Annotated in this window: 6 protein-coding genes; 3 read left to right on the top strand and 3 right to left on the bottom strand. The window is 66.2% G+C overall.

Annotated elements, in window-relative coordinates; all coding sequences use genetic code 11:
* Positions 1-19: 19 nt before the first annotated feature.
* From BO996_RS28400 to BO996_RS28390, 3 genes are all read right to left on the bottom strand, one after another.
* Positions 20-655, bottom strand: coding sequence for a YbhB/YbcL family Raf kinase inhibitor-like protein (locus BO996_RS28400; RefSeq protein ID WP_012207755.1), 636 nt, complete (start codon positions 653-655; stop codon positions 20-22).
* Between the two features lie 217 nt (positions 656-872).
* Complete coding sequence (locus BO996_RS28395; RefSeq protein ID WP_012207754.1) at positions 873-2606, bottom strand: cation acetate symporter; 1734 nt, start codon at positions 2604-2606, stop codon at positions 873-875.
* Positions 2603-2911, bottom strand: a complete 309-nt coding sequence (locus tag BO996_RS28390) for a DUF485 domain-containing protein (RefSeq protein ID WP_013800408.1) — start codon at positions 2909-2911, stop codon at positions 2603-2605. Before BO996_RS28390 ends, BO996_RS28395 begins: the two co-directional genes overlap by 4 nt.
* Positions 2912-3214: 303 nt before the next feature.
* Here BO996_RS28390 and BO996_RS28385 point away from each other — a divergent pair, with 303 nt between their 5' ends.
* The 3 genes from BO996_RS28385 (at position 3215) to uvrA (ending at position 12676) form a co-directional block, all read left to right on the top strand.
* Entirely contained in the window at positions 3215-4897 is a 1683-nt protein-coding gene (locus BO996_RS28385; protein ID WP_013800409.1) for an MFS transporter, read from the top strand.
* A gap of 396 nt (positions 4898-5293) precedes the next feature.
* Complete coding sequence (locus BO996_RS28380) at positions 5294-6283, top strand: porin (protein WP_071956976.1); 990 nt, start codon at positions 5294-5296, stop codon at positions 6281-6283.
* 435 nt (positions 6284-6718) lie between these two features.
* Positions 6719-12676 carry an excinuclease ABC subunit UvrA gene (gene uvrA, locus BO996_RS28375; protein ID WP_071956975.1) on the top strand — a complete coding sequence of 1986 codons (5958 nt, stop codon included), beginning with the start codon at positions 6719-6721 and terminating at the stop codon, positions 12674-12676.
* Positions 12677-12678 lie beyond the last annotated feature (2 nt).

Here is a 12678-nt window from a genome sequence, read left to right as displayed (position 1 = left end):
CGCCCGGAAAGGCGTTCGCTCAAGCGGCGGAGACCGCAGGGTTCAGGCTGTACAGGCCGGTGATGCTGGCCTTGCCCAGCACCTGGCCGGCTTGCAGCGCCGCGCGCACATTGGCGCCGGTCAGCTCGCCGGAGACCGCCAGCGTGGGCGTGGCCAGCGCATAGACGGTGAAGACGTAGTGGTGGACGATGCTGTCGTTCCACGGAGGGCAGGGGCCGTCGTAGCCGAAGTAGTCGCCCTTCATCTGCTCGTCGCCCGCGAACCAGCCCGTGTAGTCGTTGATGCCGTGGCGCAGGCCGCCGGGGGCGGCCGGGCCGCTCTTGCCGCGCGGCGTGACGCCGTCGGACTGGGCGCCTGCCGCGATCTCGGTGGTGGCGGCCGGAATGTCCAGCAGCAGCCAGTGGAAGAAGTCCACGCGCGGCAGGCTGGCCGGCACTTCGCGGCCTTCCTGGTTCACATCGTCGCCGCGGCTGGGCACGTCGGGGTCATGGCAGACCACGACGAAGGACTGCGTGCCCGCAGGCGCGCCGCTCCAGGCCAGGTGCGGGTTGCGGTTGGACGACAGCGCCACGTGCGAGGCCGCATCGGGCACTGCGAACGCGAATTCGCCGGGAATCGCCTGGCCGTCCTGGAAGCTTTGGCTGATGAGTTGCATGTCGGATCTGTCCTGTGCGTTGAATAGGGAAGCGGTGCTGCACAGGCGAAGCTGCGCAGACCCCGCAAGTCTAGAGGCCTGGACGGTGCCGGCCATCGCAGATCTGATCAGGCGCCTTCTCCAGCCGATCAATCTGAGGGCGGCTGCTGCCGCGCCAACGAAAAAGCCGGGCGCTGGGCCCGGCTTTGCATGGTGGGTGCCTGAGTGCCTGAGGGGCTCAGTGGCCCGAAGCACCCGAGGCGCCAAGGCCTGTTTCCGAGCGCACCTGCTGCGCGGGGAAGATGGCGCGTTCCTTGGCGGCCTGGGCGCTCTTGTCGAGCACCGAGAACAGCCACACGCCCACGAAGCCGATGGTCATGGAGAACAGCGCGGGCGAGGCGTAGGGGAACCAGGCCGAGCCTGCGGGGTTGCCCAGCGTGGCCTCCCACACCGGGGGCGAGACCACGGTCAGGCCCACGGAGGAGATCAGGCCCATGAAGCCGCCGATCACCGCGCCCTTGGTCGTGCAGTCCTTCCACAGCACCGACAGCAGCAGCGGGGGGAAGTTGGCCGAGGCCGCGACCGCGAAGGCCAGCGACACCATGAAGGCGATGTTCTGCTTCTCGAACACGATGCCCAGCAGCACGGCGATGGCGCCCAGCGTCAGCGTGGTGATGCGCGAGACGCGCAGCTCGGCGGCGCTGTCGGCCTTGCCCTTCTTGATCACGGTGGCGTACAGGTCATGCGACACGGCCGAGGCGCCCGACAGCGTCAGGCCCGCGACCACGGCCAGGATGGTGGCGAAGGCCACGGCCGAGATGAAGCCGTAGAACACGTCGCCGCCCACGCTCTTGGCCACCAGCACAGCCGCCATGTTGGCCGTGCCCGCGCCGCCGTGGATCACGCCCTTGACCGTATCGGCCATCTCGGGGTTGGTCAGCACCAGGGTGATGGCGCCGAAGCCGATGATGAAGATCAGCACGTAGAAGTAGCCGATCCAGGTCGTGGCCCAGAACACGCTCTTGCGTGCTTCCTTGGCATCGGGCACGGTGAAGAAGCGCATCAGGATGTGGGGCAGGCCCAGCGTGCCGAACATCAGCGCCATGCCGAAGCTGATGGCCGAGATCGGGTCCTTGATGAAGCCGCCCGGGCCCATGATGGCCAGGCCCGCCTTGGCGGCGGCCGAGGGGTCGGCGCCGTTGTTGGCAGCGATCTCGGAGCGCACGCGCACGCCTTCGGCGAACAGCGCCTCGGGGCTGAAGCCGTACTTGGCCAGCACCATGAAGCCCATGAAGGTCACGCCGGCCAGCAGCATGCAGGCCTTGATGATCTGCACCCAGGTCGTGGCCGTCATGCCGCCGAACAGCACGTAGATCATCATCAGGCCGCCCACCAGCACCACGGCGATCCAGTAGTCCAGGCCGAACAGCAGCTTGATCAGCTGGCCCGCGCCCACCATCTGCGCGATCAGGTAGAAGGCCACCACCACCAGCGTGCCGCTGGCCGCGAAGGCGCGGAACGGTGTCTGGGAGAAGCGGTAGCCTGCCACGTCGGCGAAGGTGAACTTGCCCAGGTTGCGCAGGCGCTCGGCCAGCAGGAAGGTCAGGATGGGCCAGCCCACCAGGAAGCCGATGGAGTAGATCAGGCCGTCATAGCCGCTGGCCATGACCGAGGCCGAGATGCCCAGGAAGGAGGCGGCCGACATGTAGTCGCCCGCAATCGCCAGGCCGTTCTGAAAGCCCGTGATGCCGCCACCGGCCGTGTAGAAGTCGGCGGCCGACTTGGTGCGGCCCGCGGCCCACTTGGTGATCCACAGCGTGGCCACGACGAAGGCCGTGAAGAGAATGATGGCGGTCCAGTTGGTGGCCTGCTTGGCGGCCACGCCGACATCTCCGCCGGCGGCCAGCACGGGCCCCGTCAGGGCCAGCGCCACGGCGGGCGCCAGCAGCATGCGTTGTGCGGAATTCTTCATTTCGTGGCGTCCTTCAGGATGTCCTGGGTGAGCTTGTCGTACTCGCCATTGGCGCGGCGCACGTAGAGGCCGGTGATGATCACCGAGAAGACGATCACGCCCATGGCGATCGGGATGCCCAGCGAGGTCACGCCCGCGCCAATGGGCTGGGCCAGAAAGGATTTGTCGAAGGCAATCAGCGCGATATAGCCGTAATAAACGACCAGCATCAGCAGCGTCAGAAAAAGGCCCAGGCGATTGCGTCTGGATCGCAACTCCTGGTATTTGGGATGGCGCTGTATTTTGTCTACCACCGGATCGGTCATGGTTTGTCTCCTGAAGTTGGAATCGCGGCGGCAGCCCCATGGATCTGCAGCCTTGCGGCGCATTCTGGAAAGCGCTTCTGACCGAGTGCTTACGCAGTGCAGCATGGTTTGGCAGGGTTTTTACGGTGCTTTTCACATGGAAAAAGACGGCATCAGGGTTGCTGCTGAGTTAGTAAGAAATCGTTCAGTTCGCCGTCAATTTCTGTAAGAGGTGAGTCAGATTCGCGTCAGCAGGCAGGCGGATAGTGAATCGGCGGGCCTATGGCAAGCCCGCTAAATATTCAATAAATCAAGGAGACAGACATGGCTATCAACGCATCGCAAGGCGCGGGGGTCAAGGCGACCCCGCGGCCCATGACTCCGGAAGAACGCAAGGTGATCTTTGCCTCGTCGCTAGGCACGGTTTTCGAGTGGTACGACTTCTATCTCTACGGATCGCTGGCGGCCATCATCGCCAAGCAATTCTTCAGCGGGCTCGATGCGGGATCGGCCTTCATCTTCGCGCTGCTGGCCTTCGCGGCCGGCTTCATCGTGCGGCCCTTCGGCGCACTGGTGTTCGGGCGGCTGGGCGACATGATCGGGCGCAAGTACACCTTCCTCGTGACCATCCTGATCATGGGCCTGTCGACCTTCATCGTCGGCATCCTGCCCACCTACGCCAGCATCGGCGTGGCGGCGCCGGTGATCCTCATCGGCCTGCGCATGCTGCAGGGCCTGGCCCTGGGCGGCGAGTACGGCGGTGCGGCCACCTACGTGGCCGAGCATGCGCCGCACGGCAAGCGCGGCGCCTACACCTCGTGGATCCAGACCACCGCAACGCTGGGCCTGTTCCTGTCGCTGCTGGTGATCCTGGGCGTGCGCACCTCCATCGGCGAGCAGGCCTTTGCGGACTGGGGCTGGCGTATTCCCTTCCTGCTGTCCATCGTGCTGCTGGGCATCTCGGTGTGGATCCGCATGACGCTGTCCGAGTCGCCGGCCTTCCAGAAGATGAAGGCCGAGGGCAAGGTCTCCAAGTCCCCGCTGACCGAGTCCTTCGGCCAATGGCGCAACCTCAAGATCGTGATCCTGGCGCTGATCGGCCTGACCGCCGGCCAGGCTGTCGTCTGGTACACGGGGCAGTTCTATGCGCTGTTCTTCCTGACCCAGCAGCTCAAGGTCGATGCGGTGACGGCCAATCTGCTGATCGCGGCGGCGCTGATCATCGGCACGCCGTTCTTCGTGATCTTCGGTTCGCTGTCCGACAAGATAGGCCGCAAGCCCATCATCATGCTGGGCTGCGTGCTGGCCGTGGTGACCTACTTCCCCGTGTTCAAGGCGCTGACCGAAGCGGCCAACCCCGACCTGGCTGCGGCACAGGCCAAGAACAAGGTGGTCATCGTCGCCGATCCCAAGGAATGCTCGTTCCAGTTCAATCCCACGGGCACCTCCAAGTTCACCAGCTCCTGCGACGTGGCCAAGCAGCTGCTGGCCGCAGGCTCGGTCAGCTATGACTCCGAGGACGCAGCGCCCGGCAAGACGGCCTTCATCCGCATCGGCAGCACCGAGATCCCCTCGTTCTCCATCAAGGGCCTGAGCCCCGAGGAAGCCAAGGCCAAGGACGCCGAGTTCAAGAAGACCGTGGCCAAGGTGCTGGCCGAGGACGGTTATCCCACCAAGGCCGACCCCGCGAAGATGAACAAGGTCATGATGGTCGCCATCCTGACCTACCTGGTCATCCTCGTGACCATGGTCTACGGGCCCATCGCCGCCATGCTGGTGGAACTGTTCCCCACGCGCATCCGCTATACCTCCATGAGCCTGCCGTATCACATCGGCAATGGGTGGTTCGGCGGCCTGCTGCCCACCATGTCGTTCGCCATCGTGGCCCAGACCGGCAACATGTACAGCGGCCTCTGGTATCCCATCGTCATTGCAGGCGCCACGGCCATCATCGGCACGCTGTTCCTGCGCGAGACCAAGGATGTGGATATCTACGCGAATGATTGAGGGCTCCCCCTGAGGCGCTGACGCGCCTTCCCCCTCTCTCGCTTCGCGGGAGGGGGACGACGCCATCGCCGCGAGGCGGCTCTTGCTCGGCGTCTCTGAGTTGGGCCGCGCCGGTTGCATGCGGTATGCGCAGTATCCGGCGGTGTTTTGCGGCTCTGCATTGATGAAAGCCCATGGCGGTTTGCCGTGGGCTTTTTCTTTGGGTGCTTCTAATGGTTTTCCATGTCATGCCTGTGGCAGCAAAGCATCAGATGGCGCATTTTCAGAGGCGGGCATACATTTTTTGACATGCCCGCACCTAGAATCCGCAGCAGCCGCAAATGGCACTGATCTAGAGCCGGAGTCGGCCCTGAGATTTCAAGAATACCCACTCAACAATCCCAAGGAGATGCCGAGATGATCAAGATGAACCGCGTTGCCCTGGCCGTGCTGGCCGTGCTGGGTTCCACCACCGTGATGGCGCAAAGCAGCGTGACGATTTATGGCCGTATCAACACCACGATCGAGCGCCAGAAGATCGGTGACGAAAGCGTCAGCAAGATGGAGAACAACTCCTCGCGTTGGGGCATGCGCGGTGTCGAAGATCTGGGCGGCGGCCTGAAGGCCGGCTTCGTGCTGGAAAGCGGTTTCGCTTCCGACACCGGCATGGGTTCCTCCTCCACCGGCGCGCTGACCTTCGGCCGTCAGAGCGAAGTGAACCTGTCGGGCAACTTCGGTATGCTGCGCCTGGGCAACTTCTTCCCCGGCTCGTACTTCGCCACGGCCGACTACGTGAGCATGCACAACCATGACACGGGTTCGTCCTCCGACGCGCTGTACTTCGATCCCGTCTGGTTCGCCAGCGGCCTGGGCACCGCCAACAAGATCTCCTACACCACGCCCAACTTCGGCGGCCTGACGGTGGAAGGCTCGGTCTCCATGCACGAGAAGGCCACCGCCCTGGCCAAGAAGAAGAACGGCTACGACCTGGCCGCCAACTACAACGTGGGCCCCCTGGCCCTGGGCGCCGGCTACAGCCAGTTCGACGAAGACAAGCAGCTGGCCTTCCGCGCTGCCTACACTCTCGGCCAGTTCGTGCTGGGCGGCTACTACCAGCGCAACGACGAAGAAATCCGCGGCACGCGCAACAACTTCCGTCTGTCGGGCATGTACACCCTGGGCGCTTCCGAGTTCCACGTGAACCTGGGCCACGCCAACAAGTGGAGCAACATTGCCGACTCCGGTGCCAACCAGTGGACCCTGGGCTACAACTACAACCTGAGCAAGCGCACCAAGGTCTACGGCTACTACACCAAGGTGGACAACAAGGCCGGCGCCAACTACATGACCGGTGTGAAGGGCGCGGACTTCTCCTCCTTCGCGCTGGGCGTGCGTCACGCATTCTGATCGCCGCGCGGCGTAAGCCGCGAGCAAAGCAGGTCTGTTCCAATCAGCACCTGCCTGCCATATCAGGCCTCGTACCGAAAGGTGCGGGGCCTTTTTGTCTGGGCCCGTCTTTTCAAAGCCTGATCAAGGAAAAAACCATGAGGATCATCGCGGCCGGTTGCCTGGCCTTTGTCGTCGTCTCGCTGCTGGCCGTCACCCAGGTGAAGGGTGTGCCGAGTGAGCAGGCCATGCCTGCCTCCGTGCAGATGGCCAAGTAAGCCCTCGGCAAGAGGCACGAGCCCCGGACTGGTTCCGGGGTTTTTTTATGGTCGCGCGGATGCGTCGAGGGGGTATCTTTTTGTTTAACCTGTATGAAAATACAGGTATTGAGAAGCGTCTGATGCCTGACGCATGGACTGCCTAGAATGTTTGGCTCCCACTGACCACAGAACACCCATGACGCACGGTCTGATTCGAATTCGCGGCGCACGCCAGCACAATCTCCAGAACCTGGATCTCGACATCCGTACCGGCGAGCTGACCGTGGTCACGGGGCCCAGCGGCTCGGGCAAGTCCAGCCTGGTGTTCGATACCCTGTATGCCGAAGGCCAGCGCCGCTATGTCGAGACCTTCTCGGCCTATGCGCGCCAGTTCCTGGACCGCATGGACAAGCCGGCCGTGGACCGTGTGGAGGGAGTGCCGCCGGCCATCGCCATCGACCAGACCAATCCCGTCCGCAACTCGCGCTCCACCGTGGGCACGATGACCGAGCTCAACGATCACCTGAAGCTGCTGTTCGCGCGTGCGGCGCAGCTGTTCGACCGCGACACCGCCGTGCCCGTGCGCCACGACACGCCCGACAGCGTGCTGGAGGAGCTGGCCGAGCGTTGCCGGCAGGCCGGCGATCCGCGCATCGCCATCACCTTCCCCGTCGAGCTGCCCGCCAACACCACGGCTGCCGAGGTGGAGCAATGGCTGTCGGCCAGCGGCTTCACCAAGGTCCAGGCCGAGCGCGAGGCGGAGAAGGCGGGCGCCGTGGAGCCCGCTGCAGACGCCAAGGGCAAGAAGACCAAGGCGGCGGCGCCGCTCAAGGTCAAGATGCTGGATGTGGTGGCCGACCGCTTCCGCCTGGGCAATGTGGAGCGGGCCCGTGTCTACGAGGCCATCGAGGTCGCGCTCAAGCGCGGCAGCGGCCACATGACGGTCTATGTGCTGCCTGAATCCGCCGTGGAAGCCGCAGGTGGCCAGCCCACCGAGCCCCAGCTGTGGAAGTTCTCGCTGGGCCTGCACTGCCCCGAAAGCGGCCTGAGCTACCAGGAGCCGATTCCCTCGCTGTTCTCCTTCAACTCCGCCGTGGGCGCCTGCGAGGCCTGCCGTGGCTTTGGCCGCGTGATCGGCGTGGACTGGGGGCTGGTCATTCCCAACGACAAGCTCACCCTGCGCACGGGCGCCATCAAGCCCGTGCAGACGCCGGCCTGGAAGGAGATCCAGGATGACCTGATGCGCCACGCCGAGGCCGAAGGCATTCCGCGCGACACGGCCTGGGCCAAGCTCACCGATGCGCAGAAAAGCTGGGTGCTGGACGGCTCGCCCAACTGGAATGGCAAGTGGACCCAGACCTGGTACGGCATCAAGCGCTTCTTCGAATACCTGGAGAGCAAGGCCTACAAGATGCACATCCGGGTGCTGCTGTCCAAGTACCGCAGCTATACCGAATGCCCCACCTGCGGCGGCGCGCGCCTGAAGACCGAAAGCCTGCTGTGGCGCCTGGGCGGCAAGCAGGCCGCCGATGCCGTGCTGCCGCCCGGCGACGAAGGCCGCTACCGCCGCTTCATGCCGAAGGGCGTGGCCTGGAGCCGTGAGCAGCTGGACGCGCTGCCGGGCCTGTGCCTGCACGACCTGATGCAGCTGCCCCTGGTGCGGCTGCGCGACTTCTTCCAGCAGCTGGCGCCAGCAGTCGACGCCCCATTGCATGACGGCGAGGCCCAGGCGCTCAAGATGCTGCACGCCGAAATCATGGCGCGCGTGCAGTACCTGTGCGACGTGGGCATCGGCTACCTCACGCTGGACCGCCAGAGCCGCACGCTGTCGGGCGGCGAGGTGCAGCGCATCAATCTGACCACGGCCCTGGGCACCTCGCTGGTCAACACCCTGTTCGTGCTCGACGAGCCCAGCATCGGCCTGCACCCGCGCGACATGGAACGCATCACCGAGGCCATGCAGCGCCTGCGCGATGCGGGCAACACCCTGGTCGTGGTCGAGCACGACCCGGCCGTGATGTTCGCCGCCGACCGCATGATCGACATGGGCCCCGGACCCGGCGCGCGCGGCGGCCAGATCGTGTTCGACGGCACGCCCGAGGACCTGCGCCATGCCGACACGCTGACCGGCGCCTACCTGGGCGGCCGCAAGCAGGTGGGCTTCGGCCTCAAGCGCATGGTGACCGAGTCCACGCCGCGGCTCATCCTCGAAGGCGCGCGCGAGCACAACCTGCGCAGCATCGACGTGGACTTTCCGCTGCAGCGCCTGGTCACCATCACCGGCGTCAGCGGCTCGGGCAAGTCCACGCTGATCCAGGACGTGCTGGTGCCCGCGCTGATGCGCCACTTCGGCAAGCCCACGGATGCGGCCGGCGCCTTCGAGCGCCTGCTGGGCGCCGACCACCTGAGCGACGTGATGTTCGTGGACCAGTCGCCCATCGGCAAGACGGCGCGCTCCAACCCGGCCAGCTACGTGGGCGCCTGGGACTCCATCCGCGAGCTGTTCGCCATTGCGCCGCTGTCGCGCCAGCGCGGCTACACGGCCGCCAAGTTCAGCTTCAACAGCGGTGACGGCCGTTGCCCCACCTGCGGCGGCTCGGGCTTCGAGCATGTGGAGATGCAGTTCCTCTCCGACGTCTACCTGCGCTGCCCCGACTGCAACGGCACGCGCTACCGCCCCGAGATCCTGGAAGTCACGATCGAGCGCCACGCGGTCGGCGAGCTGCAGCCGCGCAAGCTCAACGTGGCCGATGTGCTGGAGCTCACCGTGGCCGAGGCGGCCCTGCTGTTCGCCCAGGACCGCGAGGTCATCCGCGCCCTGCAGCCCATCGTCGATGTGGGCCTGGAATACGTGAAGCTGGGCCAGCCCGTGCCCACGCTGTCGGGCGGCGAGGCCCAGCGCCTCAAGCTCGCGGGCTTTCTGGCCGAGGCGGCCAAGTCCCAGGCCAAGTCGAAGCAGGCGCTGGCCAAGAAGGGCACATTGTTCCTGTTCGACGAGCCCACCACGGGCCTGCACTTCGACGACATCGCCAAGCTCATGCGCGCGCTGCGCAAGCTGCTGGAGGCCGGGCACTCGCTGATCGTCATCGAGCACAACCTCGACGTGATCCGCGCCAGCGACTGGCTGATCGACCTCGGCCCCGAAGGCGGCGACGGCGGCGGCGGCATCGTGGCCCAGGGCACGCCCGAGGAAGTGCGCCAGATTCCCGGCTCGCACACGGCCCAGGCGCTGCGCGAGTACGACCTGGCCATGGGCGTGGGCGGCGAGGCCGTGCGCGAGGTCGCCCCCATGCTCTACAAGAGCCAGCGCAAGGCGCATGCCATGTCGGGCGCCGCGGCCAGGAATGCCATCGAGATCGTCAACGCCAAGGAGCACAACCTCAAGCAGCTGTCGGTGGAGATCCCGCGCGGCAAGTTCAACGTGGTGACGGGCGTCTCGGGCTCGGGCAAGTCCACGCTGGCCTTCGACATCCTGTTCAACGAAGGCCAGCGCCGCTACCTGGAGTCGCTCAACGCCTATGCGCGCTCCATCGTCCAGCCTGCGGGCCGGCCCGAGGTGGATGCGGTCTACGGCATTCCGCCCACCGTGGCCATCGAGCAGCGCCTGTCGCGCGGCGGGCGCAAGTCCACCGTGGGCACGACCACCGAGGTCTGGCACTTCCTGCGCCTGCTCTACGTCAAGCTGGGCACGCAGCACTGCATCCACGACGGCGCCGCCGTGCAGCCGCAGACGGCGGAAAGCATCGCGGCCCAATTGCTCACGCAGTTCAGGGGCCAGACCATCGGCCTGCTGGCGCCGCTGGTGGTCAACCGCAAGGGCGTTTACACCGAGCTGGCCGACTGGGCGCGCCCGCGCGGCTACACGCATCTGCGCGTGGACGGCGAATTCCTGCCCACCACGGGATTCCCGCGCATCGACCGCTTCAAGGAGCACACCATCGAACTGCCCGTGGCCAGCGTCACCGTCACGGCGGCCAACGAGCGCGAACTGCGCGGCCACCTGGCGCAGGCGCTGGAAACAGGCAAGGGTGTGCTGCATGTGCTGTCAGGCCTGGACAACCTGGCCGATGCCATGGCCGGCGGCCGGAGCACGGCCGGCATCGGCAGCCTGCAGGTGTTCTCCACCCAGCGCGCCTGCCCGGTCTGCGCCACCAGCTATGCCGAGCTGGACCCGCGCCTGTTTTCCTACAACAGCAAGCACGGCTGGTGCCCCGACTGCGTGGGCACGGGCGTCAAGCTCACCAAGGACCAGCGCAAGGTCTATGACGACACCCTGCTGGTCGAGGACAACCGGGGTCGCGAGGTCAAGTTCGAAGGCCAGGAAATCGAAGACCTGGCCGAAGTGACCTGCCCCACCTGCCAGGGCACACGCCTGAACGCCACGGCGCGCGCCGTGCGCTTCCATGGCGTGGGCATTGCCGAGATCGCCCAGCTGTCGGTCAACGACGTGCGGCAATGGGTGCAGGCGCTGGCCCTGTCCGGACGCGAGTCCGACATTGCGCGCGACCTCATCCCCGAGATCCAGAGCCGCCTCGAATTCCTGGAGGAAGTGGGCCTGGGCTACCTGACGCTGGACCGTGGTGCGCCCACGCTGTCGGGCGGCGAGGCCCAGCGCATCCGCCTGGCCGCGCAACTGGGCAGCAACCTGCAGGGCGTGTGCTATGTGCTGGACGAGCCCACCATCGGCCTGCATGCGCGCGACAACCAGATCCTGCTCAACGCCCTGCACAAGCTGGGCGACAAGGGCAACACCCTGGTCGTGGTCGAGCATGACGAAGACACCATCCGCCGCGCCGACCACATCATCGACATCGGCCCCAGCGCCGGCATACGCGGCGGCCGCCTCGTGGCCCAGGGCACGGCGGCCGACATCATGGCGGCCGAGGACTCCATCACGGGCCGCTACCTGCTGCACGCCATGCGCCACCCGTTCCAGCCGCGCCGCTGGGTGGGCGAAGGCCAGCCGCCGCAGGCGGCCGCCGAGCTTGCCGCCGTGGCCGAACCGGTGCCGGAACCCGCGCCTGTCAAGGTATCCAAATCCAAAAAGAAGGCCGCGCCTGTCGTTGTCGAAGCCGAGCCCGCCTCCGACGCACTGAGCTGGCTGACCGTGCGCGGCGCCCACTTGCACAACCTGCAGAACGTGGATGCGCGCGTGCCGCTCAAGCGTCTGGTGGCCGTCACGGGCGTCAGCGGCTCGGGCAAGTCCACGCTGGCGCGCGACGTGATGCTGGCCAATGTGGCCGCCTGGGTGGGCCAGCGCGCCACCAAGGCTGGGCGCGATGCCATGGACGCGGGCAAGGCGCCGCCGCTGTCCGGCTGCAAGGGCCTGCAGGGCTTCGAGGGCATTGACCGCGTGCTCGAGGTCGACCAGACCCCCATCGGCAAGACCCCGCGCAGCTGCCCGGCCACCTACATCGGCTTCTGGGACACCATCCGCAAGCTCTATGCCGAAACGCTGGAGGCCAAGGCCCGCGGCTACGCGGCCGGCCGTTTCTCGTTCAACACCGGCGAAGGCCGCTGCCCGGCCTGCGAGGGCCAGGGCATGCGCACCATCGAGATGAGCTTCCTGCCCGACGTCAAGGTGCCCTGCGAGGTCTGCCATGGCGCGCGCTTCAACCCCGAGACCCTGGCCGTCTCCTGGCGCGGCAAGAGCATTGGCGACGTGCTGCAGATGGAGGTGGACGAGGCCGTCGAGTTCTTCGCCAGCATGCCCAGTATCGCCCACCCGCTGCAGCTGCTCAAGGACGTGGGCCTGGGCTATCTCACGCTGGGCCAGCCCTCGCCCACGCTGTCGGGCGGCGAAGCCCAGCGCATCAAGCTCGTCACCGAGCTGACCAAGGTGCGCGACGACGTGACCCGGCGCGGCAACAAGGCGCCGCACACGCTCTATGTGCTGGACGAACCCACGGTGGGCCTGCACATGGCCGATGTGGACAAGCTCATCCGCGTGCTGCACCGCCTGGTGGATGCGGGCCATAGCGTGGTCGTCATCGAGCATGACCTGGACGTGATCGCCGAGGCCGACTGGATCATCGACCTCGGCCCCGAAGGCGGAAAGGACGGCGGCCGCATCATCGCGGCCGGCACGCCCGAGGATCTGGTGGCTGCGGGCACGCACACGGGCAAGGCGCTCAAGCCCGTGCTGGCCCGTTGAGC

Source organism: Delftia sp. HK171 (assembly GCF_001886655.1).
Classification (GTDB): domain Bacteria; phylum Pseudomonadota; class Gammaproteobacteria; order Burkholderiales; family Burkholderiaceae_C; genus Comamonas; species Comamonas acidovorans.
This window is presented reverse-complemented; position numbering and strand designations above follow the sequence as displayed.